Raw genomic sequence first — 26,382 nt, forward strand, 5'->3', positions numbered from 1 at the left:
CTGCGCCCATGGCGCATTCCGTTCCAGTTCCGAGGCCGACGACCTCGTTTCGGAAGCCTTCGCGAAAGTGCTGGACACGCTGCGCGGCGGCAAAGGCCCCGACGCCGCGTTCCGCGCGTACCTGCTGACCGCGCTCCGGCACACCGCCTACGACAAGACGCGCAAGGAAAAGCGCGTCGACCTGAACGAGGACATGTCCGACGTCGGCGTCGCCGTCGGCGAAGCGCTGACCGTCCCCTTCTCCGACACCGCCGTCGCCGGGCTCGAGCGCACGCTCGCCGCGAAGGCGTTCGCCCGGCTGCCCGAGCGGTGGCAGGCGGTGCTATGGCACACCGAGATCGAAAGGCAGACGCCCGCCGAGGTCGCGCCGCTGCTGGGCCTGACCGCGAACGGGGTCTCCGCGCTCGCCTACCGCGCCCGTGAAGGGCTACGGCAACCGTACCTCCAGGCGCACGTTCGTAAGCAAGACAGATTCCCTGTCGAATGCTTCGCGGCAGCAGGGAAGCTTGGCGCTTGGATCCGAGCAGGACTTACCCTGCGGGAGAGCACACGCGTCGCTTCGCATGTAGGCGGCTGCCGGGCGTGCCGTTCGGTCGCCGACGAATTGCGGGAAGAAGCCGCGGCCCGGATGTCCCTTCGATGTCAGTGAGCTCATCTCCCCACGCTGCGCTCACTCCGGACTACCCGGCCGCGCCCTCGGCGGCCACTGGACATTGCACAAGACGAGAGCGTTCCAGCAGACGAAAGAAGTCCCGGGAACCTGGGCTCGCAGGGACTCTCACGACAATTCGGTCACCCGGGTAGGCCGGTACGACTCAGCCGCAGTACCTGGCCAGGGCTGCTTTTCCCCGGTCGCTGTCGCGAGGAACTAGCGTGTCGTTCTCTGTGCCTTTGTGGAAGATGTACTCGAGCGTGATCATGTCAGGCTGAACCAACAGGGTGCCGCTGCCTGCTTTGCTTCCGCTCCCGTCCGATCCGTTGTCGTCATCCCAAATAACCGAGGTGTTCTCATTGACGATCGTGCCGGTTGACTCGACGGTATACATGCCTTCAGTTGACTGACCGCTGCCGACGACGCTGCCAGAGTCGATGTCTGCGAACGCCTTGGTGAGCATCGCGCACTTCTTCCTCTCGCTCGCGGTCAGCGAGAGGTAGGTGATCTTGGTTCCATCGATGACCACGACATTGCCGTGCTGGCCTTCGGCGACGCTGATGTAGGTGCCGGCGGCACGCTCCCCGTTGTCGCCGGTGGCGCTGGTACGGTCGCCAACGTCGCACGCGGTGAGCGTAAGACCGCCTAGAGCGACTAGAGCGGCTACGCCCGCAGACCGTTTCGTGCAACCGCGAACGCCCTGGACCGTGTCCACCATGTCACCCTCCCCAAGAATAGCCAGCAAAGGCCATCGGCGTCGTACCTGACGGACCGTTCGTCGACCTTCCGCACAGGTGTTAAGTATTGCAGATAGCTCTAAGGCCCACACGCATGTTATGCGTACGTCGAGCGGCTCAATGGGGCCTCTTCCTCAAGCCGTCGAAGTGCTGCTCAGCAAGGGCCAGTGCGAGATCGGTCTGGGTGACCTCATATTCGCCATCCCTGATCCGGTCTCGCAACGCTCGAACCGGGCGGCCATCTACCTCGTGCATCACGGGTTCTCCGAGTTCACGAAGCTCTGCCCAGGCGCCCTGCAGCTGATCCAGTAGATGTGCTGACAATCCACGTAGGCGGCGGACGCGGTCCGCAGCCCAACGTACTCGCGAGTCCATGTCCAAGCCTGTCTTGCCTTCGATCCACTCACGTAGCTCGGCGGCGCCGACATCCGCTGGCAGGCCTGTAGCCATCGGCCCCTCTGAGACGGGAAGATCGATGGGAACGTGTGTCAGTAACACCGCAGGAGTCGTGTCAAGTGCATAGGCGAATGCGACGAGCTCGTCAACGCTGACCGATCGCTCTCGGTTCTCCATCTGCCTGATGTCCTCGGCGGAAATCGGATGACCGCGCAACGAAACGAAATGCGACAGCTCGTCGCAACTCAGTTGCCGCAGCTGACGGTGATGGTTGATGGCGTCCGACACGGCAAGAGCGGTCGGTGAGGTCGACGGCATTGACGGATCGTAGACCAGTAGGTGCCAACCCCCTCCGGCCGTGGCGACCATGCCGCTGCAACAGGTTGCCCGTCGCGCCCAACGCGCACGGCAACCCTTCGGCGGACACCTGTCACGTGATCCGAAACACGCCTCCGGCTACAGGTTGAGCGCCCAACCAGGTCCTCAGGCTCACCATTGGGTGCTCTATCGACTGACAATACACTTATCATTGGATAGAGTATTGATACGCATAGGCGCCGAGTGACTGGCCGAAGATCGGGTAGGTATCATGGACATCCAGCATCCGAGCAAGATCGCCGCCTCGGCAGATCCCGTGGCCCGAACCACTCATCCGGCCGAGGGCGATTGCTGGAAAGACTTCTGGGCGAAGCTGGCGACAGCCTGGGCCGCCCTGCCCCCTGAGGCACAACGAGACTGCATCAGCAGCGTCGCCGGGCTTACAGACGATCGCGAGGCCGCTTCCTAGCCGGCATCGACACAACCACGTGACGGAGTGACCAGTGACGCGTTCCAGGCGTACCGGCGGTGGACGCAAGCAGTGGAAGCCGGGAATGCGGGTCCTGCTCTACATCCGGGTATCGAAGATCGGCGACCGAGCTGACACGCTCATCTCCGATGAGGTCCAGGTGGAAGTCTGCCGGAAGTGGGCGGAGCGCGAGGGACTGATTATCGTCGGGGACCCCATCAGCGACCTGGATAAAACCGGTCGAGAGATGACCAAGCGTCAAATCACGCGCAGCATTGACCGTGTCCGACGAGGTGAGGCTGACGGGATTCTCGTCTGGAAGGTAAGCAGGTGGGGACGCAACTTTATTGACTCCATGCTTAACGTTCAGGCACTCCTTGCGGCCGGAGGCTTCATCGCGTCGGCGACAGAGAACCTTGACGACATCGAAACGCCCATGGGGCGCTTTTCGCTAACACAGATGCTCGCTATTGCACAGCTGCAGTCTGACCAGATCGGCGAAACCTGGGTCAATATTCACGACTATCGTAGAAATAGAGGATTACCCCATGACGGAGGTCCTCGCTTTGGCTACATCAAAAACGACGACGTCGGCCGCGACGACGATCCCAGTCTCGTTTATACTGTCGATCCCAAGACGGGGCCATGGTTACACAAATGCTACAACGAGTTTGTAGCGGGCAAGACGATCACCAAACTCGTTTTCGAACTGAATGAAAATGGAATCGTCACATCGGCAGGCAGCCGCTTTACAAGTAGAACCCTCCGCAAGGTCCTCGATTCAGGTTTCGGCGCAGCTCTGATCATCGATCGACGTGACGTTGACCCAAATACCGACAATCCGAATCTCGTAGAATATTACCCAGGCGCACACGAACGGGTAATCTCTGAAGCAACCTGGGATCAATACGTCCAGCGTCGCGCCCGAAATGTCCCGCCGCGCGAAGCAGCCGTGACCACAAAACTCACCGGGATGTTATATTGCGGGACATGCCATCGCAAGATGCGGATATATTGGTCGAAGAAGCGAGGTCGACGCTTCAGAGGGTACGAGTGCGGCCGGGATAAGCACAGCAATCAGACAACTATTTTGTGCCCATCGCCAGTTGCGATTCGCAAATCCGTCGCCGAGGAAACTATGATCGCTTGGCTCATACGTAACACCCAAGAGGAAGACGAGTTCACCAGGGTCCTTGCTCAGCAATCGCAGCGCGAGAAGGCAATGGCGGACGCCGACGCCATGGACACTGAGATCGCGCGACTTAAGGCACGGCGCCAACGGCTGCTTGATGTATTCCTGGATGCCGACGGAAACACTGACGAGCTACAAGCCGAGTTCCGGGAAAAGCGGGATGAGATCACAGCGGAAATCGTCTCTCTCGTAGCCAAGTCGGAAAAATTGCGCACTTCAGGCGCTGCGCCACCGGCCCCGTCTCTAGACGCATTAAATGGTTTGATCGCCATGTGGTCACACGCAGACCCGGGCATGGTGAACGAGGCACTACGCTCGGTCGTTAAGCGGATCTACGTGCATCGCGCGGATACGAAGAAGGACGGTCTCTCCGGACGTCTCGAAGTGATTGGCCTCTGGGCCGACGACCCGTATTCAAGCACCTGAGCGTGTTTATTGGTGCGACCGACAGGGACACTGTGGCCTCACCGGGGTCCCGTTCTGGTCTTCACCGGGACCAACTTGATGCAAACTGGGCCAACACTGTGTCGTGGTCCTTTCCATGTCTTGCCAAAGCCTTATCAAGGTCTCCCCTGGCCCAGTGGATGCATCCCGCATGCCTCTTGATGATCGCAACGGCGCCTTCGAGAGGACCATCAATGGGCCAGAGATGGTCCTGCGCACTGATCGCAGTGCGATGAAGAACCCGAGAACCTCGCGCTGCACCTCGGAGGGCGTGATCACTGTGCTGGCCAGCAAGGACGCGACGACCGAGCCGATGTCCGTTTCGATGAGTCCCATTCCGGTCTCGACGCTGACGTGGTCGGGTGCGCGATCAGGCCAGTGCAAAGTGTGCCCACCGAGTGTCTGAGCGGTCTTCTTCACCGGCGCCCACCGCGGCTCCTCTGTCGTGTCTGCCCGATGGACGAGAAGCCGCTTATTAGTGTCGGCGAATCGCTTGAGCAGGAACTGTGGGACGTAGTGATGGATCCGCGGAACGCTTACGAGCTCCCCATCGTAATTGTGGATCTTCCAGGGGAAGAGCCCTGCTCTTCGTAGTCACGGGCGTCAAGCCTCGCTGAGCCACTGCCGCCACGCGGCAGGATTCGTGCCAGCCTCCAACGGGATTCCCAGCTGGGCCAGGGCACCGGGATAGCAGTCTTCGTAGATGGCGTTGACTGTGGCGGCGTACTCGGCGCGGTGCAGCAGCCACGCCGCGGGCAGCCGGTTAATCCGTAGCGTCTCGCCCCGGTCACCGGTCAGCTCGCCCTCGATGACACCACGGCGCAGCAGGCCTGTGACGAGCTCGGTCCGGTCTCGCATGCGCCGCTCGAACGACTCGATCTCTGTACCGTCGTCTGGGTCCATGTCGAGGAGATCGATGATCCCGGACGATGGCCACAGTGCTTGGACCTTGACCGCGGCGGCCAGCCAGGGCAGGCCAAGAATCCGCGCCGTGTGGACGCGGTGGTTGCCGTCGGAGCCGACACGGTAGAGCGGTCCAGTCCAGCCCGGAGCCATCATCAGGCCGATCGTGGGCGAGAAGAACTTGGCGGTGAACGCGTCGAGGTCGTCGGCATCGAGCAGCCCAGTGGCGATGTCCAGGGGCGACTCGTCCCGGTGCCCGCCGAAGTCACCCCACACCGGATGGCGGGTGCCGACCACCAACCGGGACTGCACCCACATCACCGTATTGGCGAACCCGAGATGATCATGGTTCGCGCCGGGCGCGATCGTGGTGAGCGCCTTGTAGTGACGCAAGCGCTGCGGGTCGGTGGCGTTCAACTGGCAGGCGCGCTCAGCAAGAAGCCCCTCAATATTGGCGCCATACTGACGAAGCGCGTCGCGGGCTTGCTGAGCCGCGGTCACATGCTCGACATAGATCGCGCCACGACGAGCCAAGAGTTCCGACACAGTAGGGCCTTCGGGAGACCGGTCAGCGTTCGTGCCGCTCGATGCCAGCGGCCTCCTGGACTCCGGTGGGTCGAACGTGATGTTCGGTGCTTGATCGTCGAAGAACCAGGACAGCGTGTGGGCCGCCGACGCGGCGGTCGCGGCACTCCCCCAGAACTTCCACGGACCGGTATCGGCCACCTCCGAGTTCGTCGTGGCGACGAACCCGCCGTGCTCGTCGACGTCGACCGTCCACTCCGCGGCATCAGGTGCGGGGGTCCGGCGCATCGAGTCGAGATCGACATCGACCAGGGCGGCCCGATACAGCGCTGATTGCGTCCGGATTTCCTCTATCGAGGCATCTGCTGCCAGCGCGAGCCCGTCCAGGGCGTGTGCCTGGCACATCAGCGCATACGTCGCGTTGATCTGCGAACGAAGGTCCTGTGCCACATTCGTGATGGCCGAGACATCGAACGTGATCTGCTCGGCCTCGAGCAGGGCCACGATCCGGTGCGCATGATCGGACGCGCCCAGCAAGGCGCGCCACAGGTAACCCCAATCCGGCTCGTCGCCGGCGTCCTCGTCGGAGGTTGAGCGTCGTATGTCGCCGCCATGTACTCCCTCGGCGATACGGTGACCGATGGCCTCGCGCTCCTCGTCCTCCAGCAACTGCGCCAGCGCGATGACCAGTCGCCCGAGCGCGGTCACCGAACACCGCCCGACGCACTCGCAGCCTCCATGAGCACGCTCGGCACCGCATCGTCCACGAAAGGCAGCGGCGTGAATCCGAGTTGCCCCACTTTCACGGGTGGCAGCTGTCGACGTCGTCGTGCTCATCCCCGACCGGGAACGGCCGGGCAGGCTCGACCCCAAACTGATCCGGGTACATGACCGCTGACGCCGCCGCGTCGTAGGCCTGATCGAGTCCGGCTCCACTCGTGCCGAGGACGCTCTCCCAGTCGAATCCCATGGCGGCGACTCTATCCGTACTCGTCCAGGATCCGGGCGACACGGGCGTTGACCTCATCCGCCCGGGCGAGGATCGCAGTCTCCTCCTCGGCGGTAATACTGCGCGCCCGGCCGGTGCGCTGAGGCCCGACGTGACAACGCGGCACGTCGGGCCTCTCGATCAGAGTCGCCATCGCCTGCACCAGACCCGACAGCGACGACGGGTGCATCGAGCCGTACCGGTCGACGTAGCCCCACTGGTCGATCGCCGGCAGCAGGTTCGGATGATCGGGCCAGTCAAGCCAGTCCGGGCTCGGGTCGTCGCGCTCATGACGGTGACGTTCCCCCGTCGCTCCGTCCCGGCGGTGGCCCAGTTCCCGGAGCGCCGCCTGCGACCAGCCGTTGTTCGTGCCGATGATGTCCAGCCACGACCACACGGCGCAAGCCGGGCACGACGCTTCTTCGTCAGCCCGTCCGATGCCCGGACGCAGCTTGCTCAGCCGTTGCGCAGTGAGGTCGTGGGCCTGGCCCCGGCTGAGGCCCAGACCGCCCTGATCCGGCGGCGCCAGCAGCACCGCGGCGAACAACAACCTCCGCAACCTCAGCCGCGCGATCCACCCCATGTCGGGGTCGTTGATCCGCGCGGAGCCACCCCGGACGAGCCGCTCGAGCACGGACTCCTCTTCGCGGAACACGGGCGGCCAGCTGGGCGCGGCGGTCCGTGGTGGACGCAGTGCGTCGAGCAGCTTTCGTGACGGCGCCGCCTGCCGGGCGAAGAGGTCAAGCGCCGCGTCGTCTCGGCGGTCGACCGGATGCCCGGTGACAGCGCACCAGTCGAGCCACAGTCCAGGAAGTACCGGATTCGTCACCACTACAGCCTGTCAGCCACGACTCTGGTTCTAGAGCCCAGAGGACTGTGCCCGACCGTTCGGCACGAATGACGCCGCGACCTCGACCAGCCCCGCGGCTCTGCTGTCCAATGCGGCTACGGTCGAGAACAACAGAAGGACCGCGCTGCCTACCTCCGTGAACATCGGCTCTGCGCATGCCTGCAACGGGCCCTAGCGGACGACCACCATCCCGAAACCCGACGCTCCCTCGTCGCCCGCCGAGTAGCCGACCCCGATGCCTGGCATCGACTTCGACCACTCTGCGAACCCTGCCACAACCGGCATCCGGGCTGACAAATCCGGGCGGCCGGAACGGCCACCGCTGAGCTGTCGCGCAACCGAGCGCGCGGCGGCTATGTGTCCGACGCTGTTTCGGTCGCAGCAGGTGGCTGTGGAGTGTACGAAGCTACGACCGTTGCGGCGTCCCACCATCCCTCGGCGTACCGGCGCATGGCATCTGCTGCAAGTTCCGGCAGTGGAATGAGTACTGTGGGATGCACTCGTCCGACCGTATTCATTGAAGTGCCGATCGTATCGACAAAATCGCTGGCGACAATCATGCGGTCATGGAGAACGCCGCGAGACGCGTAACGTAGCTCAACGGGGCGATCGGCAACCCCCGAATCGATCAACGTTGCCATGCTCGCCCGTTCATCTTCTTTTACATTCTCAGAAATAAGAAACCTGCTGACATTGGTCGCCTTTAGCAACGGGGCCAACTGGTCGAGGCGTAGGTATGGGTCGATTACCAGGCAGCTCCCCGCCCGCACCAGCCTGCCGATCAGCTTTGGGTAGGCCAGTTCGTCGTTTGCGCCCAGGACTACTGCTTCAACTGCGTCGTCGCGGTCATCCCTGTATTGGCTCCGTAGAAGTGCTCGACCCAGGGGGGTAAGTCCCAAACTGTCACTTTCAGCTTCAAGCCATCCGAGCCGTAATAGATGGTCGATAAATCCTTCCACTTCGGCAACACCTGAGTACGAGTGCTCGAATGCTCTTTGTAAGAGATCGGCATTCAACTCTTGCCAGGTGGTCGTAGTGCGCAGAAACTTGAGAAAATGTTTACTCTGCTCGTCTGACTCGTCTGGGACGGTCGTCGCCAACAAGTGGTGGAGCTTGCGCTCGACAGCCGATGACGGGCGAGGTTCCCGCTTCGGACGTGGGTTGACTAGCCACTCTTGCACTTCGGCCCTAGAGGGTCGATAACCGCCTCGATTGGCTGTTGCGACGAAAGCCAGCGCCTTAGCTTGATCCTCGTCAAGGACTTTCTGTGTCACTCATTCCCCCCAGAAACGTCGGCTGGCTTTCTTGAACGCTACAGTTCTCATCCAGGCATGGACAACGCAGTCAGCAGTCCGAACTATCCCTCGCTGCAGCACAGACTGGGCTAGCGGGCTCCTCGTCATCGAACTTCCTCCCTACGCACCGCGGCAGGGCGAGCGCCACCCGAAGCCACATAGTCGTGGACTGCGTTACGAACGTCGGGCCACGCGATCTCCGCGTTACTCGACACGACGCGTTCATGCGACTGGTAGTCGTAGGCCACTGGTTCCAACGACGTCGCGCCCGACGTGCTGATCACACTCGCCTCGCCCCGGCCCATGCAGCCGACGAACCCGACCTCGTCCGTGCGCACCCCGAACTGGAGGATCGACCGGTGCTCCTCGCCTTCCCGGGCCAGCTCGGCGATCACGCCCACCGGCGCCTCGATCGCCTCGGCCAGCATCCGGTCCAGCAGAGCGTCCACTTGGGCCGCGTCAGCCAGATCGAACGGCTCACGCTGGCACGGGTCGTACCAGGCTTTCACCACTGCCACGTCGTGCCTCCCTCGTAAGTCTTCGTGAACCCGAGGGTTCCGTGGACCGTCATCGTGCTGTGCTCTGGCAGTACGATGCTCGGCCCGCCCGCCTTCGCTCCGCACAGGGTCCCGGGGCTCCCTGTTGCGGCCATGACGGCAACGGGCCCGCAGGGGGCGAAGTGGATTCGTCGAAGTCCTGGACTCCAGAACTAGCGCACGGGATTCCATAATCCGACCCTGCCATTGCCCACCCGATAGCCGGCGGAGCCGGTCAAGAACACCGAGCGGGAATCAACGATGCCTAGAACGAGACTTCCCGCCACCGCACTGTTGCGGGCCGGGCACCGCCGGAGGCCACGTACTCGTGGACCGCCCGCCGGACGTCCGCCACCGCGATCTCCGCGCTGCTCGGCACTTCGCGCTCATGGCACTGATAGTCGTAGGCGATCATGTCCGGCGATGTGGTTCCGTTGTCGCTGATCGCGCTCGGTTCGCCCTTGCCGCCCATGTAGCCGACGAAGCCGTAGTGTTCCGCGCGGACGCCGAACTGCAGCGCGGTGGACCAGCCGTCGCCCTCTGCGCGTCCGATCTGGGCCATCAGTCCCACCGACTCCTCCGCTGACTCGGACACCATGCGGTCCAGCAGTTCGTCCACCTGTTCCGGTGTGCTGAGCACGAAGCCCGATCCGGGTCCCGGGTCGTAGAACGCTTCCAATGTCACCACGGCGTGGCGCCTCCCCTGTATGTCTTCGTGAACCCGCCGGTCCCGTGAACCGTCAACGTGCTCCCCTTCGGCAACACCACTCCGAGCAGCGCGTCGCAGCTGGCCGGCCCTTCGCACGGAGTGTTGTTGATGACCACCGTGGCTTCGGTGATGCCCTTGTCGCGCATCTCGGCGGCGATCTTGAGTTCCACGTCCGCTGCTACCGTTACCGGCACGTAGGGGCATCCCGCGTCCGCCAAAACCTCGTTGATCTGGTCCGTGTACTTGTCCCGGCCGCTGCTGATCGGCGCCATAGTTTTACCAGGCGCGAACCAGCGTCCCTGCGTCTTGATCCCGCGGCCGCGTGTCACCCGCGGTGGTAACTCCCGCCGCGCCTGCTCGACCAGGTCATCATCTGTCTCGGCGTCCTCGTCCTGGTCACTGGACGAAGTGGCTGGACCAGGAGGAGTGGACTGGCCAGAAGCTCCAGCCGACGTGGACTCCGCCGGCACTCCCAAGTCGCGGAGATATCCGTCGAGCAGATCGGACGACTGCCCTATCTGGGTGGTGACCGTCTCCGAGGCGGACTTCACCTCGGCGTGCAAGCCCGGCAACCTGGTGAAGTCGGGATCAGAGACACCAGCCGCGAGCTCCGACCACTTCACACCAGCTTCTTCAAGCCTCTGGTCAGCGAGCTTGAGAGCGGCGAGAGCCGCCCTCGCCTTGGCGACCGCCGTTCGCACCCCCGCCGCGATCTCCTCAACCAAACCCACGGCCCCTCCCCAGAGCGTCGCCCGACGGGAGGCTACCCCGGAGATCGACACGCGGGACCATTCACGCAGGTCAAGGGCATCATTCGATACCGTCTGCGAGATGACGGACCAGTTCATCGCCGCCCTCGCCGGTGGCGGCCTCACCTTGCTCGGCGTGCTCGTCACTGCCGGGTTGACAAGCCTTCGTGAGCGCAAGAACAGGTCAAACGTCCATCTGTCACGGCTGATCGAGCGTCGCTACGACCTCTACCTCGCCTACTTGAACGTGATGACACGCAATGCCTCGCTTTTCCGAGGAGAGGATGACCCGCGTACGCCGGACGTCAATGACCTTTACGTAGAGCTGGCACGCCTCGAAGAGGACATGCAGGTCTTCGCCAGCGACATGGTCCTCGGCGCGCTTGAGGAGTACCGCGAGTGCATCCGACAACTTCTCTCGTGGAGCGAAGCCACCGCAGAGGAGCGTGCCCGCCTACGGACGCACGAGCGGGCCGTTCACAAACTTGCGCTCACGGCGATTCGTGAAGACCTCGGTGTCGAGTCGTTCGAGCCAAAGTGGCGCAGCCGCCGCGTCCAGCACGTCGCCAAGCGGTTCAGGCGGGAGATGAAGCACGCCACGCTCCTGCCAGGACCGAACGATGCCAACGACTCGTAGCGATCCCGGGCAATGAAAGAGCCCAGGTAGGGGGTCGGAATCACCAGAGGGTGGTGGCCCCCAGACCGCCCCGGTGCTGCCGCGCGTGGCGCCGCACCTTTCGCGAACTCGGTAGCACCCCCGCTGACCGAAACTGTCGGTTCCTCGTCACACGGTACGGCTGCTGGGCCGCGCTACCCTGAGATGATCACGCCCCGGACAGGTCCACCTCGACATCGGCGAAGGTCGTCGTGGCGACCATGGCAAGTACCACAGGTGGGCGCAACAATCCACTCACACCCACAGTGACCACTGCACATGTCCAGCGGCGTCGCGGCTACCGCAGAATGCCCTGGCGTCGTCCAGGTCGTATGTCCGAGTTCACGTAAACGCTCCAGAGGCCGTCCCACAGCCTGACCCCATCGAATTCGGCCTCGAATTCTTCATTCACCTGAAACTCCTCGTCACGGTCATCGTTGTGCACCAACGCACGAATGACAGCCCCGCAGCTCAAACGCAAGGGGACACCAACGACGCCCTCCGGCTCAAGGTCCTCCGCTACCTGCACGGTCAAGTCCATGGTGGTCGGCGCAACACACTTCCCACAGCAGCATTTCTCCACCGGTAGCCGGTCCGCCCGTTCTGCCTGCGCCACCGCGATCGCGAACGGAATGTCGCGGAAGTACTCGCGCCCACCACCGGTTCGATCCCCCAGCTGACCAAGCGCCTTGAGCAGGTTCCGCTCGCGAACCCGGACACCCTCCACGAGCAGCGAACACCATTCGTGCACGATAGTGACGTCATACCGGGCAGCGTCTCGCCGGTGCTCCTCGCTGCGCCGTCGAAGATCGCCGCACCTGCCGACCTTGATCACGTTGTTGCTGAACTGAATCACGTAGAGGTGCCCCGTGGAAGACGGCGTGGTCGCCGATCGTAGGTTCGGCGCGGTTGTCGTGTGAGTCACGGAGGCACCGTACGGCTGCCCTCCGACAAAATCCGTGTCCGGCAGCCGCCGACACGAACGACCGGTGACCGTCTGGTGGCGACCTCCCGGCAGGACAGATCCTAGCCGTCACGGCGCACGCGGCAAGCCGATCGAATTTCCGCTGTTCGAGGAGCTGGCCGCGCTGGTGTGGGCGGCAGACATGGCCGCCCTGGAGATCCACGTCCCGCGATACACTGTCGACCCCGGCCCCGCCACCGTCGCGCCGTCCGCCGGACCGGCTGGTGTTCGACCTCGACCCCCGACCCGCGACATCCCTTGTGGACTGCTGCCGGGTCGCCAACGCCTCCAGCACGAACTCGTTGACGACGGCCTCACCGCCTTCGCCACGACGTCCGGGTCGAAAGGCATGCAGCTGTACTGCGCGATCGACATGAGGACCCGGCCGCGCCGTCGGCCTACGCGCAGCACCTGGCTCAGCACCTGGCGCGCGAGACACCGGATCAGGTGACCTCGGTGATGGCGAAGGCGCAGCGTACGGGGCGGGTATTCATCGACTGGTCGCAGAACAATCCAGCCAAGACCACCATCACGCCGTACTCCCTGCGCGGCCGCGACCAGCCGACCGTCGCCACGCCTGTCACCTGGGCTGAAGTACGCGCCTGCTGTCGCCCGGACCAGCTCGTGTTTACCGCCGACGACGTCCTGGAACGCGTCGCCGAGCACGGCGACCTGTTCGCGGGCCTCGACCGGACCCGGGCGCCGCTCCCCCGCGACTGAGGCTCCCAGCGGCCGAAGGCTGGAATGTTGATGTTCCTGCAGTCGTGATGGCGAGTGCCCATGCGATGAGGCGGCAAGCCGCCGGACGAAAGAGCACCACGTGAAAGGCGACGCGCGACCTCCTACCAGGAGGCGGGCTACCGCCGTTGATAGTGGCGGGTCGACGCGGACCTGAGCTCGACATCTCGAGGCACACATATTTGACGGGTCGTCCCAAGTCGACACGTTTGTCAGGGCTGGTTGTTGGGGTCGAGTGTGCGGAGCAGGGCTGCGGTATCGGCTGCCTCGGGCGCGTGGATCTCTTGGTGCATGGCGAGGGCTTGTCGTAGCAGGGTGACCGCCTGGGGCGTGTCCCCGGCGCGGTGGAGACACCGCGCTTGCCCGACGAGGGCGTTGGCCTCGTGGAGTTTGATGCCGCAGTCGCGGGCGAGTGCGAATGCGGTGGTGAAGTGGGTGTTTGGGTCGCCTGCGTCGGGGTGGTCGAGGGTGAGGTCGCCGAGTGCGTTGTGGGTTTCGGCTCGGCCGTCAGTGTCTTCAACTCGGGTGAACAAGCGCAGCGCGTCGGCGAGATGTGTGGTGGCGAGGTCATACTCGCCTTTCAGGTGGTAGGCGATGCCGAGCTGCAGCTGTGCGCTGGACTGCCCCAGCAGGTTGCCGCCGTCGGTGTACAGCTGCAGAGCGCGGGTCTGCGCGTTCACCGCGGCCACCACATCACCCTGCAACCGATATACGTAGCCGAGGCCGTTTAGCGCGTTGCCCTGCCCCAGCAGGCTGCCGCTGTCGATGTACAGCTGCAGAGCGCGGGTGTGCGCGTCCGCCGCGGCCGCCACATCACCCCGCAGCCGATACACGCGGCCGAGGTCGTTGAGGGCGTCGCCTTGCCCCAGCAGGCTGCCAATGTCGGTGAACAGCTGCAGAGCGCGGGTCTGCGCGTCCACCGCGGCCGCCACATCACCCCGCAGCCGATACACGCGGCCGAGTTCGGTGAGGACGGTGCCCTGCCCCCGCAAGTCACCGCTGTCGGTAAATAGCTGCAGCGCGCGGGTCTGCGCGTCCGCCGCCGCCGCCACATCACCCCGCAGCCGATACACGCGGCCGAGTTCGGAGAGGGCGGTGCCCTGCCCTAGCAGGTCACCGCTGTCGGCGAACAGCTGCAGCGCGCGGGTGTGCGCGTCCGCCGCCGCCGCAACATCACCCCGCCGTCGATACACGATGCCGAGTTCGGTGAGGGCGGTGCCCTGCCCCCGCAAGTCACCGCTGTCGGTGAACAGCTGCAGCGCGCGGGTCTGCGCGTCCGCCGCCGCCGCCACATCACCCCGCAGCCGATACACGGTGCCGAGGTCGATAAGGGCGGTTGCCTGGGCGTGGGAGTTGTTGGTTCGGGTGGCGACGGTGAGTGCGGTCTGGTGGATGGTGTTGGCGTGGTGCCACTGTCCGGCCGCGCGGAAGTAGGGATGCAGGGTGGCGGACAGCTGCAGGGTGTGGCTGGGGTGGCTGTGGTGGGTGTGGTCGATAGCGGTGGCCAGGATAGGAAGTTCTACGGCCAGCCAGGCCGTAGCGTCACGAATGCTGGCTATGGGCCGCGGATGGCGAGGCGGGACTGGGGTGACGGGGCTGGCCAAGGTGCGGTAGGCCGGGAGGTGGCTGGTGGCAGTGTGGGTCGTGTGCAGGTAGTAGTCCAGGGCTCTGGTCGTGGCGTGCTGGCGGTCGCCGGGGTCAAGGTCTGCGGCCTGGGTGTGGGCGTAGACGCGGAGCAGGTCGTGGAGGCGGTAGCGGTCGGGGGTGGTTTCCTGGACGAGGTTTCGCGTGTAAAGGGCACGCAGCAGCTGGCGCGCCCGGGTGGGGGAGGTATCGGCCAGGGCAGCCGTGGCGTACGAGTCGATGTCAGGGCCGTGGTGCACGCCAAGCAGGACGAACAGGTCACGTTGCTCGGTGGGCAGGTCGTGCACGGAGGTGTCGAACACCGCGCGGACGGAGCGTTCCCCGGCCTGCAGTTCGTCGAGGCGGTCGTAGGCGTCGGCCAACTGATCGGCGAGGTAGCGCACACTCCACGCGGGATGAGTGCGCAACTGGGATGCGGCGACCGCGATGGCGATCGGCAGGAAGCCGCACAGGTCGACGATGCGGGCGACCTGCTCGGCGTTGGTCGTGTCCAGGGTGCGGCGGGCCCGGCGCAGCAGCATCACCGCGCCCTCCTCAGGGCTGACGATGTCGAGGGAGAGCGGGTGGACGTCGTCGAGTTCGGGGAGCCGGTTGCGGCTGGTGATGATCACCAGGCTGCCCGGCGTGCCGGGCAGCAGGGGCTCGACCTGGTCGTGGGTCGCGGCGTCATCGAGAATCACGAGGATCCTGCGGTCGGACATCAGGCTGCGCCAGAGCCGCGACCGCTGATCCACACTCTTATGCGCGCCGAGGGCCTGGGCGTGCACGCCCAGGGCGGTCAGCAGGGAATGCAAGGCGTCAAACGGGGCGACGGATTTCTGGCCGGGAGTATGGCCGTGCAATGGGAGCAGTAGCTGGCCATCGGGGAAGCGAAGCGCGAGCCGGTGTGCGGCGTGGGTGGCCAGGGTGGTTTTGCCGACGCCGGGCATGCCGTCGATGGCGTGGATGGCGATCGTGGTGGCGCCCGTGTCTGCGGCGTTCTCGACCGCGCCGAACAATGCGGCGAGTTCTGGTTCACGGCCGGTGAAGTCGGCGATGTCGCGGGGAAGAGCCAGGGCCTCTGAAGCAACAGAGTGAGTGGCTGGACCGGGTGGATCAGCGATGAGTTTCTGCAGGCCGGCGTGCGTGGTGGCGGAGCGGCCCGCGCCTGGTTCGTCGCGGGCGCGGTCATTAAGGCGGGCGGCCCAGGCATCGACCTCGGCGTGGCGTCCTGCCGCGGCCAGTGCCTCTGCGCCCAGCAGCAGCAGGTTTTCGTCGTAGACAATGTCGTCCTCGCACGGCCCGAGCAAGGCGATCAGGTCGTCGTGGCGGTGTGCATTCAGCAGGTGAGTGAAAAGGGAATTCGTCGCTGTCTGGCGGTGCTGGCGAAGTTCGCGGCGGGCATCGTCGGCCCACCCGTTGTTCACGTTGGCCAGTGCTGTGCCGTGCCGGATGGCCAGGGCGTGCCGCAGCCTGTCCCAGTCGGCGTCGTCGCAGGCAAGGGTGATCTCGTCGAGGAAGCGGTGGTAGTCCACCGCACCGGGTTTCACTGTCAGGGTCCAGGTCCGGGCCGCTTGGTCCCATGTCAGCCAGTCGCGGCTGCCGCCCGCTGCGACGAGTTCGTCGCGGAGGTAGTCGATGTTGCGCCGCAACGTGCCCCGACCTGGTTCAGCTCGTCCGTCGTCGCGCCAGACCAGGTCGACGAGGGCGCTCGCACGGACCGGTTTACCGGCCTCGAGGGCGAGCGCGGCCAGCAGGCGCACCACGGCCGATTTGGACGGCAACACAACTTCGCCGTCGCCGGTGCGGATTCCGACCGGTCCCAGAAGCTGGATCTCGACCCTCCCTGTCGGATACATGACCGCCAGTGTGCCGACTTTCTGTCCTGATCGGACCGAGTCCACCGCCTATCACCCTGCGGTGGGCAGCCGCTACGCCTTTGTGGTCGAGCGTCCAGCGACTGGTCGTGAGCTCATGTGCCGACCTGAGGCCACTCAGGTGACAGCGCGGTTCGGTCGGAGCAGCGGATTCCAGTTCACCTGATCGGCCGACAGGAATTCCGTGTCGTGTCAGCACCTCTGTCCTACTTGCCGTCCGCAGGACCCCTCGATGCTCGGTTGCAGCTCCTCGACCAGCAAGGGGCCGGAGACGGAGAACGACACCATGAGCGCTCACAGCCACCACCCGCCGCACCCAGACAGTCGGGACCTGCCGCGCTGTCTGTGGCCCGCGGCCTCGGCCGGCAGGCGCACCGGTGCCGGCTCCTCGATGTGGGAAGGGAGGTGGTGGCGGTGATCGAGTTCCGTGAGGTTCGGCGCATGACGTTCTGCAGCAACCCGAAGAACGGCACCAACTAGCAGTGAGTGGAGGGGCTCCATGTTGCACCCGATGATCAAGTTCGAGCACCGGCCCGTCCGCTACGGCGAGGACCTCATCGTGATCGGTGGCACCGTGCCCGGCATCGGCACCGAGATCGATGATCCGGACGGGTGTGTGTGGGCGTTGCTGGAGTCTCTCGACGGAACCCGAACGGTGGGCCAGGTGGTCGCCGACCTGGTCCACCGCTTCCCCGCCCATCCGGCGGCCGAGGTACGCGAAGCCATCGGCAAACTCGAGGCCGCCGGATACCTGCACGAGGCCGGCCCCCCTATCCCCCGTGGGCGTCATCGGAGCGCTCTGGCGCTGTGGCGGTGGATGGACCGGACACCGGGGCGGTCCGCGCAGGACGTGCAGATGCTGCTGGCCCAGGCACGGGTCACCGTGATCGGGGTCGGCGGGGCCGGCGCCACCGCCGCACTCGCCCTGACCGTGGCGGGGGTCGGGCAGATCCACTGTGTGGACGATGACGTGGTCGAGCTGTCCAACCTCAACCGGCAGATCCTCTACACCGAGCACGACCTCGGCCGCCCCAAAGTCGAGGCCGCGGTGCAGCGGCTGCGGGAACACAACAGCGAGGTCACGGTCACCGGCGCACAACGGCGCGTCGACGGCACCGCGGCACTGCGCGCGCTGGCCATCGGGTGCGATGTGCTGGTGCTGGCCGCGGACACACCGTCGGAGATCCGGTACTGGACGGCCGCGGCGTGCCAGGACACCGGCACGGCGTGGGTGCACGGCGGCTACGAGGGGCCGCGGGTCAGCGTCGGGCTCTACCAGCCCGGCACCGGCCCATGCCATGACTGCGGGCAGACCGCGCGGCGCCACGAACAAGCCGCGGGGCCGCCGGTGACGTTCTGGTCCCCCGGCACCGGGGTCGCCGTGACGCACGCGGCGAACGTGATCACGGCGTGCACGACCGGGCTGCTGGCCGCTCACGCGACGATGAGCCTGATCACCGGCGCACCGCCGGTCCCGGCCAATGGTGAGTTCGGCTGGAATCTGGTCAGGCTGGACGACAGCCAGCGACTAGGGCTGGACTCACCCCACCCCGAATGCCCCACCTGCGGCTGAGTCCGGTGGTGCCGCGGCGTCGAGCTCACGAAGCCGCGGCGCCACCTCGTCCGCGCGCGGGTCCCCGAACTCGACCATGACCGCGTGCGCGGCCCGCAGCGCTTGTGCTGCCTGGTCGTGCTGGCCCAGTTTGGTGTGGACCGCGGCCAGCATCTCCAGCGCGCCGAGAGCGAACCGGCTGGTCGTGCCCGAGGCGGAGAACAGTTCCACCGCCTGTTCAGTGATGTCGATCGCGGCCTGGTGCTCGCCCAGCTTCCAGCGCGCAGTCGCGATCCCGTACAGCGCGTACGCCTCGCCCAGCTTGTCGCCGGCCTGACGCCGCAGCACCAGTTCCCGCTCGGCGTGCTCGAGCGCCTCCTCGTACTGGCCGAGCGCTATCCGGATTTCGCTGAGGTTGCACTCGATCACGGCCTCCAGCCGCGGCTGGCCCGTGGCGCGGCTGATCGGCAATGCGTCCAGGTAGTGCTCCAGGGCTCTGGTGTAGCACTGCTGCGACAACCGGACGAGCCCGAGCCCGCTGACCGCGTTGCAGATCGTCACCATGTCGTCGAGTTCACGCCCGAGCCGCAGCGCCTCTTCGCAGCGTTCATAGGCCTCATCCCACGACTCCGCCAGCCGAAGACTGTCCGACAACCGCATCAGCAGCAACGCCTCGGCCTGCCGGAAACCACCCGCCCGCGCCGCCGCCACCCCTGCGGTCTCCGCTGCCACTGCCGACGGCCACACCGCCCGCGGACGCGAGACCACCACATGATGGACACCCGCCAGCACCACCGCCGCCGCCCACACCCCCTCACGCTCCGCCAGACACGCCGCCGCCGTCAGCGTCGGCAGCTCGATATCCAGCCAAACCAGCGCCTCTGCCCGGTCGAACACCGGGACCGGCAGCACCCGCGGCAGCTCTATCTGCGGGCGCGGGTTGCTCGGGAACGCCACCCGGTCAGCGAGATCGGCGGCCTGCGCATACCAGGTCAGCACCGCTGTCACTGCTCGTTCCTGGCTTTCCCCCGGTTCGTCGGACTCGGCCCGGGTGACGGCATAGGTATGCAGCAAGTCGTGCAGCCGGTACCGCCGGAAACCGGCTGGCTCCACCAGATGCAGATCCGCCAGGTCCTCCAGCATCCGGTAGGCCGGCTTCTCGTCGAGCCCGGTCAGCGCCGCGACCGCAGGCACCCCGAACTCCGGACCGGGATGCAACCCCAGCAGGCGAAACACGCGCGCCTGCTGGGCCGACAAGCGCTGATAGGACACGTCGAACACCGACTGCACCGCGCTCTTCTCGTCGCCGGACACGCTCAACCCCGCCAATCGGTCACGCTCGTTCCCGAGTTCGGCCACCACTCCGGCCACCCCGCCGTGCCGGGCCGCAGCGGCCCGGCAGGCCGCGACCCGCACCGCCAGCGGCAGACCACCACACAACGCCACCAGCTCCGCCACCATGGCAACCTCGGCATCCGCCGTGGCCTCGCCCACCACACCGCGCACCAACGACACCGCCTCCCGCGCCGGCATCGGCGCCAGCGCGACCGCCACCGCGCCGTCGGTCACCCGCAACCCCGGCAGAGCCGCCCTGCTGGTGACCACGACCGCACAACCCGAGGCGCCCGGCAGCAACGGGCGCACCTGCGCGGCGGACGCGGCATTGTCCAGCACCACCAACACCCGCCGGTCAGCCAGCAAGGACCGATACAACCCGGCCACGGCGTCCTCATCGGCGGAAACCTGCTCCGCTGAAGCACCCAGTGCCTGGGCAAATCCGGCGAGCACCAGCCCCGGCGCCAACGGTGCGCTCGGACCGAACCCGCGCAGATTCGCGAACAACGTGCCGTCCGGGAACCGCTCTGCCGCTTGGCGGGCCCAGTGGACCACCAGCGACGTCTTCCCGACCCCGCCCATCCCCTCGACCACAGCCAAGGGCCCCGAACCAGCCTCCGAGACGGTCAGCGCCTCGTCGAGCTCGGCCAACTCCCGTGTCCTGCCCGTGAAATCCCGCATGCTTGCAGGCAACTGGCGAGGTATCGGAACCAGCGACCTTGGAGACACTGTCAGCTGGCCGATCGACCCAGCCTGGACAAGCACACCTGCGACGTCGCCAGAAGCCGAATTCGTGGTCGCTCCAGTGTTCATGGGCTATGCCTCCCACGCCCGCCCATTGGCCCACCAGACGATCGCGTCGACTCCACCCGGTCAGACCAGCTGAAGAAGAAGCAGATCGACCTGATCCGCGATGCGCTCGAAGCATCCGTCTTCGTAGCTCGCCACGCTGCCGGCGGGCGCACCGCACGCCGCTGGGGATCTGACGGGAACGCAGCTTGCACGACCACGCGCAGAGGAACATGCCAGCTGGGTGGACAAGGCCGACGACACCACCCGACCAAACCTGTAATCGCAACTACAGTAACCTGTAGTTGCGATTACAGGTTTGGGTCGCAGTGAGCGCCAAAGCTGGCAGTAAAGGCGGTGTTGTCAGTGACTGCGTGGCAGGACCCGTTGCGTCGCGCCCTGGACGAGATCGAGCATGAGCGGACCGAGCATTTGCCCCTGCGGCGGGCCGAAGCTGTGGAGCGGGCGGTCGCGATGGCCGGGCGAGGCGGGCGGGCAGCGGTCGCGGAGTTTCTGGGTGTCGGCGTGAACGCGATCGACAAAATGTTGCACCTGGCCCGCAGTAGCCCCGCAGTCATGGTGCGCTCCCTGCCCCCGGGCACGTTCCGCCGTCTCCTGGCCGTCGAAGCGCGCGAGGTCACACCTCTGACCCGGCAGCAGTGGGAGGCCTTGGCGTGGCTGGTCCGCGGGATCGCGTTCGACGAGATGTGGATCGACGCCCCAGGTGTGCTGCTGGCTGACGAGCTCCAGGACGCGGACCTGGATACCGGGTTCGACCCGCCGCTCATCGCGGCGGCCTGCCGGAGCTGGAGCCGGGTGCAGGCCCTCGCCGTGATCGACTGCTGCCTGCGTTCCGACCTTGACCCGCTCCCCACCTCTGCCGACTCCAGCACGGCCGACGACAACGACTGATCGCCTCGACGAGCGTTGGGCCATATCTGGTTCAGCCACACCGGTTCCCGTGTCTCGGCGGCCCGACGCAACGCACGTCGGTCCCAGAATCGAAGGACAGCATGACCGCTCAGTTCACACCGTTCAGGCCACCTATCGACCTGTCCGACCTGCCGAACTTCACGCAAGCTCCTCATCGCGCCCGGCGCGCGGTGTTCGTCGGACGAGTGTCCACTAAGGACAACCAGAACCCTGCCACGTCGATCCCTCGGCAAGTCCTGTACTCCTCCGCGCGGTTGGAGGCGAATGAGGAGTTCGCCGCCTACTTCTGGGACGTGGAGTCCGGGATGCTCCCTCCCCGGTTGCGCGGCCTGGGTTCCCAGGACATGTACAAGGCGCTCGACGTGCCGGTCCCCCGCGACGGGGGCCTGCAGGACCTGGTCGAGCGCGCCGAGGAGATGGGCGTGACCCACGTCCTGGCCGAGCGTTCCGACCGGCTGGCCCGCGCCATGCTGACCAGCCTGGTCGTCGAGCACGAACTCGAGCAACTCGGCGTGGAAGTGGTGTACGCCAACGAACCGTCGGGCGGAACCGAGTCCGGCAGGCTCCGCACCCGCCGGTACGGGCAGGTGGAGGCTGAGATCTACCGGACGACCATGATGGAGATGTCGATGGGCGGCCAGGTCCAGCACGCGGTCAACGGCTGGAATCACGGCTACCCGCCCTACCCCTACATCGCGGTGGTCGACGAGACCGCCCCGCGGCAGCAAAGTGGCCGGTTCGGCGAGGCACGCCCGAAAAAGAAGCTCGCGCCGCATCCCGACCCGCGCAGGTTCGATGCCGTCCGGGAGCTGCATCGCCTGCGGCGTGAGGAGTACCTCAAGGCGGCGGATATCATCGAAGTCCTGGCGGCGGATCCCGACCGATACCCGATCCAGCGCCGGTGGACCCACAACCTGGTGGAAGGGTTGATCGCGAACCCGAAACTGACCGGCTACCAGGTCTACAACCGGAAAGCGACCCGGACCGGCAAGCCCGGTATGTCCCGGCGGAATCCGCTCTCCGAGTGGATCTGGTCGCCCCGCATCACACACGAGCCTGTCATCAGCCTCGACGAATGGAAGGCCGCCCAGGAAGTCACAGCAGGGCTGAAGGCTGGAGCGGCGGAGTACATCTCGCTCCAACAGCTGCGAACAGCGGTCGGCAGGCTGGGGCACACGGTGACGGTCGTCCGCGGCAGCGGCACGCACCGGCTTTACCAGATCGGAGACCGGCAGGTCGTCTTGCCGGCCCCCATCCCGGACCCGCTCATCCAGCAGGTTGTCGATGACTTGCGGACGGCGCCGTGAGCACGAACCTCGAGTGCCGTGCCCACCAGTACGACGGGATATGGGTAGCCAGCGTCCCCCAGCACAGCGTGTACGGGTCGGGGCGGACACTGAGGGCGTTGCACGACGACCTCACCCAAGGGCTCCGTTTGATGGGCGTGACCGCCCAGGTCGCGATCACCCCGGCCAGCCCGGAGCTGGATCGGCTGCGGCGCGCCGAGGCCGCCTACGAAACGGCGCTGGCGGAGGCCGTGAGCGCCTTGACCACGCAGGGCAGCACAGTCCGCGACACCGCCGCGGCGACCGGAGTGCCCGTCGCCCGAGTAACAGCCCTCCAGGCCACGCCGCCCGCTCCGGGCACCCGCACCGCCAGGAAACGCACACAGCGAGACGGATAGACACCCCCGCATCGCCCTTCGTCGTAGCTTCAACCTTGTCGACAGCGATTCGCCAGCAACGTCGTGAAGGGGATCCGGCGCAAGCTCCGGACAACGCCGCGGTCGCCGACGCCGCCAGCACGGTCGCTGACAGGCCCCACACCTGCCGACATCGGCCGGAGCATCAAGACGTGACTGATTCCCTCGCACAGCCTCTGGCACTGACCGGCCACGAATGCGATCGTGGAGATCATGGCCATGTCCGACGAGCCACCGGCGCTGTTCACGCTCCCGGTCACCCGTGACACCGCGCGCGAACCGCTGGCACCGTTCCGGCGCCGGCTGACCCACCACCGCGGCGGAACCACGCTCGACGAGCCGGAGACGCCGCAGTCCTGGGCGGCGGCGCACACTGGCACCCGCGGCCGGGCGCCGTCGGGCACCATCCACCTGGTCACCGGCGACTGGCTCCCCGCGTGCGGCGCCGGATTGAACGGCTGGGACCCCCGCGGCTTGCAGCCCACCGACGACAACGTGACGTGTGTCCGCTGCGGCGGCATCGAGCAACGCCGCCAGCCCGACGCGCAGCTTGTACTCTTCTGACCCTGCACGGAATCTGTCCTGGATCTGGCCAGTCGCTGTCCTGGAATGCCACCGGCGACGATCCGATGATGTCGATCATGACCGTTTTCTCAATCCTGGACCGCGACGCCCACCTCGTGCCCGACGCCGACTGCTGGGGACACGGCTTCGGGGACCGCGGGTATCCGGCTGAGACGCTCGCCGAGATCGCGGGCTACGTGGGCAGTACCGTTCAGCCTGGTTACGGCCCTCGACTGTTCGACACCAATCCGGGGTACCGGCCCGCTGTCGGTGACGAGTGCGCGATTCTTCCCTCCGGTTTCGACGCGTCGCGGCATCCCAACCGTGTAAGCGTCGAGCCGACGGTGGCCGATCCGGAGTTCGCGACGGCGTCCGATTCGCCGATCCAGCTCGATGACCGCCTGCGCCGGCACTTCACCGCACAGGGCTGGGTGCTGGATCAGCACGGTCGTCCCCTGCACCCCCACCATGAGCGGCTCCTCGCCGATCCCCGCATCGGCCTGCCGACCGGGATCGGGTTTTTCCACTACTACGGCGACAACCCCGTCGTCGACGTCATCGTGACGTCCCCAACCGGACGCGTTCTGCTCACCACCCGCACCACCGCCAAGGGGACGATCCCTTCCCTGCCGGGCGGCTATGCGATTCCCTCGGACTTCGGGCGCACCGCGTCACGATGGCGTGCCGGCGACCGGCTGCCCACACTTGACGGCCTCATCGCTGCCGGTGCGCGAAAACTAGCAGCGGAAACAGGACTGGTGCTTCCCGGCGGCGCGACCGTCCGGATCGTGCGCGCGATCCGGCCGATCTCCTCACCACACACCATCAACGCGTGGACCACGACCTACACACTTCGCGTCGATCTCCCCACGTCACCATCTCCGCTGAACGCACGCCCCGCGGTGGCGTGGCATGACGGCGATCAACTGGTCGAGCATGGGGTCCCGGGCCTGTGGCCCGATCACCGCGCCGCAATTCTCTCGGCGGTTGCCTAAATGCTGACTAAACGTCGTGACGGGAAGTCTATCGCCGACGACGAGCTGTCCTGATCACGGCTCCGACGTCATCTGCATAGCGGGCTCTATGCAGACGACGTTCGATATTAGATAGTGGGCTCTATGCAGACTGGGTTCATGGCCGAGCGGGTGGACGCTCTCGCCGAGCATGCCACCGGCATCTTCAACGCACCTCACGATGTCGTCGACCGCGGCAAACTCGCGGCGCTGATGCGCGACATGGCCGAACGTGGATGGCAGGGGCCGCCGTTGCTGGTCGACGGCGAGAACGCGTTCACCGGGTCCCATCGCATCGGCGCGGTGTCCGGCTTGTGGAACACCGAGGGCATCAAGATCGCGATTCCCTACGTGGAGGCCGCCGACCTGTGCGCTGAGTTCGACGTCGACTGGGCCACCCTGGTCGAGGACAACGCCGCCGACTTCGGCGACATAACGGACCTGTCGAAGCGCCTGGCCGAACTGCTGCCCGCCGAAGTCGTGGACTACCTGGGAATGGACCTGCACTGATGAACACCGACACGGCCCACCTCAGTCCCGATGACGGCTACGGCGTTGAGGAACACGAAGTTCAGGCCGTCCTGGCCGAACTGGTCGGCGACCGCGAGGGCGAAGATCCTGCCTGGTGGCTCACCCACCTGAACAGCAGGCACGCCCTGCTCCTGGCTGTCGCGAGCCGGGTGGCCGACCTGAAGGCACTGGCCGCGGACGAGATCTACCGAAACATGGGCGAGGACCGGTCCTACGCCAAGCTCGGCGCCACGCTGAACCTCTCCCGTTCCCGCGCCCAGCAGCTGGTCGAACGCGCCGCCCGAGTCAACGTCGACACCAAACCGGGATGATCCGCAGCGCGACCGGAGGAACAGTGCAGGTCTCGAATACTGACTAGTTCCCAGTCGAGCCGCGCTCGGCTGACCACACGCCCCACCGTCGGCCAGGAAACGAACGGCAGGGTGCCAGCCCGGACGTGTACGGGCGGGCACCTGACACCCACCCGCCGACGAGGTGCCGGACGACTAACGATTCTGCTGTGCTGGACACCGCGCACAGGCGGCGCCGCCCGGCGGACGGGGCGATACTGCTGGGTCGCTGCCCGGGGTGCGTTCCGAAGTCGACGCACGCCCTGGAGCCACTGCCTTGCCGAGCCCAAGAAGGTTATGGGGTGCCATTCACAGCCCGGTACGGGTTCAGGGCCGTCCGACCTGCTCGAGTGCGGCATCGACACGGCTGACGCGCTCGACGTCGGCCTGAGTCTCCTGATACCGATAGCACGCCAGGCGGACCCGACCGGGTGCGTCGAGGTGGGGACGCAGTCGCCAGTTCGCCACACCGGGGTCGTCGACGATGCACTCGATCCCGGCGGCCGGGTTTGCGGCATGCCGGGCGACGGCGTTCCGGACCAGCTCAGCGATCGACGGTGTGGCCAGGTCGGTGAACTCACCGACCTGCTTGAGAACCTCGACCACGCTCGAGGCGTAGGCGAGGTCGACCGTCCGGATTCCCTGGTGACTACGCGCTTTCATGAGCTTCCTCGTTGAGAGATGATCCGAGGGCAGGCCGCTGCCTGCCCTCGACGGCTGTCGCGCTGCACGGGGACGTCATGCGGATGTCCCGGCATTGGCCACCACGTCGGCGAGGGCGGTGAAGTCGAACTCGACCGCATATTCCGGCGTGCCAGGCGCAACTTCCGCCAGCGTTCGCAGCACGGCGACAACCGTCGCCCTGGCATCGCCAGCGAGGCCTTCGCCAGTCCACCCGGGAAGGTCCTCCACCGTCTTCCTGAAGCCGCTGTCGGACACAAGAGCGCTAGTGACCGCGTTCAGCAGACGTTCGGACAGCACGGCGTCAACGTGGTCGATCATGAGCACTCCCTT

General features: G+C 66.0%; 28 protein-coding genes and 1 pseudogene. 14 read left to right on the forward strand and 15 right to left on the reverse strand.

Going from position 1 to position 26,382, the window contains the following annotated elements; genetic code table 11:
- Positions 1-19 precede the first annotated feature (19 nt).
- Positions 20-613, forward strand: a pseudogene (locus AC069I_RS18030) (RNA polymerase sigma factor); the annotation flags it as partial.
- Between the two features lie 202 nt (positions 614-815).
- On the opposite strand, the gene AC069I_RS18035 reads toward AC069I_RS18030, so the two are convergent.
- Together AC069I_RS18035 and AC069I_RS18040 are read right to left on the reverse strand one after the other, a co-directional pair.
- The gene (locus AC069I_RS18035) at positions 816-1,370 is read right to left on the reverse strand and encodes a hypothetical protein (protein ID WP_478265882.1); all 555 of its coding nucleotides are present in this window, start codon (positions 1,368-1,370) and stop codon (positions 816-818) included.
- A 136-nt stretch (positions 1,371-1,506) separates the two neighbouring features.
- Complete coding sequence (locus AC069I_RS18040; RefSeq protein WP_478265883.1) at positions 1,507-2,103, reverse strand: hypothetical protein; 597 nt, start codon at positions 2,101-2,103, stop codon at positions 1,507-1,509.
- Between the two features lie 271 nt (positions 2,104-2,374).
- Between AC069I_RS18040 and AC069I_RS18045 the strand changes: the two genes are divergently transcribed.
- Both AC069I_RS18045 and AC069I_RS18050 read left to right on the forward strand, forming a co-directional pair.
- Positions 2,375-2,572: a hypothetical protein gene (locus tag AC069I_RS18045; RefSeq protein ID WP_478265884.1), complete on the forward strand. Its 198-nt coding sequence runs from the start codon at positions 2,375-2,377 to the stop codon at positions 2,570-2,572.
- 34 nt (positions 2,573-2,606) lie between these two features.
- Positions 2,607-4,190: a recombinase family protein gene (locus AC069I_RS18050; RefSeq protein WP_478265885.1), complete on the forward strand. Its 1,584-nt coding sequence runs from the start codon at positions 2,607-2,609 to the stop codon at positions 4,188-4,190.
- Between the two features lie 6 nt (positions 4,191-4,196).
- Here AC069I_RS18050 and AC069I_RS18055 read toward each other — a convergent pair whose 3' ends face one another.
- The 8 genes from AC069I_RS18055 to AC069I_RS18090 form a co-directional block, all read right to left on the reverse strand.
- Entirely contained in the window at positions 4,197-4,772 is a 576-nt protein-coding gene (locus AC069I_RS18055; RefSeq protein WP_478266125.1) for a DUF4238 domain-containing protein, read from the reverse strand.
- Positions 4,773-4,811: 39 nt separating this feature from the next.
- On the reverse strand, positions 4,812-6,344 hold the full coding sequence (locus tag AC069I_RS18060) for a hypothetical protein (protein WP_478265886.1): 1,533 nt from the start codon (positions 6,342-6,344) through the stop codon (positions 4,812-4,814).
- Positions 6,345-6,438: 94 nt separating this feature from the next.
- Entirely contained in the window at positions 6,439-6,606 is a 168-nt protein-coding gene (locus AC069I_RS18065) for a hypothetical protein (RefSeq protein ID WP_478265887.1), read from the reverse strand.
- Between the two features lie 10 nt (positions 6,607-6,616).
- Entirely contained in the window at positions 6,617-7,453 is an 837-nt protein-coding gene (locus tag AC069I_RS18070; protein ID WP_478265888.1) for a hypothetical protein, read from the reverse strand.
- A gap of 374 nt (positions 7,454-7,827) precedes the next feature.
- Entirely contained in the window at positions 7,828-8,748 is a 921-nt protein-coding gene (locus AC069I_RS18075) for a hypothetical protein (RefSeq protein ID WP_478265889.1), read from the reverse strand.
- 125 nt (positions 8,749-8,873) lie between these two features.
- Positions 8,874-9,287: an Imm1 family immunity protein gene (locus AC069I_RS18080; protein WP_478265890.1), complete on the reverse strand. Its 414-nt coding sequence runs from the start codon at positions 9,285-9,287 to the stop codon at positions 8,874-8,876.
- 283 nt (positions 9,288-9,570) lie between these two features.
- Positions 9,571-9,993 carry an Imm1 family immunity protein gene (locus AC069I_RS18085; protein ID WP_478265891.1) on the reverse strand — a complete coding sequence of 141 codons (423 nt, stop codon included), beginning with the start codon at positions 9,991-9,993 and terminating at the stop codon, positions 9,571-9,573.
- Positions 9,987-10,745: a DddA-like double-stranded DNA deaminase toxin gene (locus tag AC069I_RS18090; RefSeq protein ID WP_478265892.1), complete on the reverse strand. Its 759-nt coding sequence runs from the start codon at positions 10,743-10,745 to the stop codon at positions 9,987-9,989. The genes AC069I_RS18085 and AC069I_RS18090 overlap by 7 nt, the downstream gene beginning before the upstream one ends.
- 100 nt (positions 10,746-10,845) lie before the next feature.
- Between AC069I_RS18090 and AC069I_RS18095 the strand changes: the two genes are divergently transcribed.
- Positions 10,846-11,400 (forward strand): hypothetical protein, encoded by a 555-nt coding sequence (locus AC069I_RS18095; protein WP_478265893.1) that lies wholly within the window; start codon positions 10,846-10,848, stop codon positions 11,398-11,400.
- Between the two features lie 316 nt (positions 11,401-11,716).
- Here AC069I_RS18095 and AC069I_RS18100 read toward each other — a convergent pair whose 3' ends face one another.
- Entirely contained in the window at positions 11,717-12,343 is a 627-nt protein-coding gene (locus tag AC069I_RS18100; RefSeq protein WP_478265894.1) for a GIY-YIG nuclease family protein, read from the reverse strand.
- A gap of 166 nt (positions 12,344-12,509) precedes the next feature.
- Here AC069I_RS18100 and AC069I_RS18105 point away from each other — a divergent pair, with 166 nt between their 5' ends.
- On the forward strand, positions 12,510-12,833 hold the full coding sequence (locus AC069I_RS18105) for a hypothetical protein (RefSeq protein ID WP_478266126.1): 324 nt from the start codon (positions 12,510-12,512) through the stop codon (positions 12,831-12,833).
- Positions 12,830-13,102: a non-homologous end-joining DNA ligase LigD gene (gene ligD, locus AC069I_RS18110; RefSeq protein WP_478265895.1), complete on the forward strand. Its 273-nt coding sequence runs from the start codon at positions 12,830-12,832 to the stop codon at positions 13,100-13,102. Before AC069I_RS18105 ends, ligD begins: the two co-directional genes overlap by 4 nt.
- Positions 13,103-13,332: 230 nt before the next feature.
- Here ligD and AC069I_RS18115 read toward each other — a convergent pair whose 3' ends face one another.
- A complete protein-coding gene (locus AC069I_RS18115) occupies positions 13,333-16,602 on the reverse strand; it encodes an AfsR/SARP family transcriptional regulator (protein WP_478265896.1) in 3,270 nt (1,089 codons plus the stop codon).
- A gap of 529 nt (positions 16,603-17,131) precedes the next feature.
- Here AC069I_RS18115 and AC069I_RS18120 point away from each other — a divergent pair.
- Positions 17,132-18,193 (forward strand): ThiF family adenylyltransferase, encoded by a 1,062-nt coding sequence (locus AC069I_RS18120; protein WP_478265897.1) that lies wholly within the window; start codon positions 17,132-17,134, stop codon positions 18,191-18,193.
- On the opposite strand, the gene AC069I_RS18125 is transcribed toward AC069I_RS18120, so the two are convergent.
- Positions 18,161-20,188 carry a tetratricopeptide repeat protein gene (locus tag AC069I_RS18125; protein ID WP_478265898.1) on the reverse strand — a complete coding sequence of 676 codons (2,028 nt, stop codon included), beginning with the start codon at positions 20,186-20,188 and terminating at the stop codon, positions 18,161-18,163. The genes AC069I_RS18120 and AC069I_RS18125 overlap by 33 nt on opposite strands.
- 474 nt (positions 20,189-20,662) lie before the next feature.
- Between AC069I_RS18125 and AC069I_RS18130 the strand changes: the two genes are divergently transcribed.
- The 7 genes from AC069I_RS18130 to AC069I_RS18160 all read left to right on the forward strand — a co-directional run bounded on the left by AC069I_RS18130 (position 20,663) and on the right by AC069I_RS18160 (position 25,350).
- Positions 20,663-21,208, forward strand: coding sequence for a hypothetical protein (locus AC069I_RS18130; RefSeq protein WP_478265899.1), 546 nt, complete (start codon positions 20,663-20,665; stop codon positions 21,206-21,208).
- Positions 21,209-21,309: 101 nt separating this feature from the next.
- Positions 21,310-22,536 (forward strand): recombinase family protein, encoded by a 1,227-nt coding sequence (locus tag AC069I_RS18135; RefSeq protein ID WP_478265900.1) that lies wholly within the window; start codon positions 21,310-21,312, stop codon positions 22,534-22,536.
- A gap of 98 nt (positions 22,537-22,634) precedes the next feature.
- Entirely contained in the window at positions 22,635-22,913 is a 279-nt protein-coding gene (locus tag AC069I_RS18140; RefSeq protein WP_478265901.1) for a hypothetical protein, read from the forward strand.
- A gap of 231 nt (positions 22,914-23,144) precedes the next feature.
- Positions 23,145-23,495: a hypothetical protein gene (locus AC069I_RS18145; RefSeq protein WP_478265902.1), complete on the forward strand. Its 351-nt coding sequence runs from the start codon at positions 23,145-23,147 to the stop codon at positions 23,493-23,495.
- A gap of 68 nt (positions 23,496-23,563) precedes the next feature.
- On the forward strand, positions 23,564-24,490 hold the full coding sequence (locus tag AC069I_RS18150; protein ID WP_478265903.1) for an NUDIX hydrolase: 927 nt from the start codon (positions 23,564-23,566) through the stop codon (positions 24,488-24,490).
- 138 nt (positions 24,491-24,628) lie between these two features.
- Positions 24,629-25,018 (forward strand): hypothetical protein, encoded by a 390-nt coding sequence (locus AC069I_RS18155; RefSeq protein ID WP_465498679.1) that lies wholly within the window; start codon positions 24,629-24,631, stop codon positions 25,016-25,018.
- Positions 25,018-25,350, forward strand: a complete 333-nt coding sequence (locus AC069I_RS18160; protein ID WP_478265904.1) for a hypothetical protein — start codon at positions 25,018-25,020, stop codon at positions 25,348-25,350. The genes AC069I_RS18155 and AC069I_RS18160 overlap by 1 nt, the downstream gene beginning before the upstream one ends.
- Before the next feature lie 345 nt (positions 25,351-25,695).
- Here the strand turns inward: AC069I_RS18160 and AC069I_RS18165 are convergent, their stop codons facing one another.
- Entirely contained in the window at positions 25,696-26,031 is a 336-nt protein-coding gene (locus AC069I_RS18165) for a hypothetical protein (RefSeq protein WP_478265905.1), read from the reverse strand.
- Positions 26,032-26,106: 75 nt separating this feature from the next.
- On the reverse strand, positions 26,107-26,370 hold the full coding sequence (locus tag AC069I_RS18170; protein ID WP_478265906.1) for a hypothetical protein: 264 nt from the start codon (positions 26,368-26,370) through the stop codon (positions 26,107-26,109).
- Positions 26,371-26,382 lie beyond the last annotated feature (12 nt).

Source organism: Amycolatopsis sp. NPDC043885, from assembly GCF_056435685.1.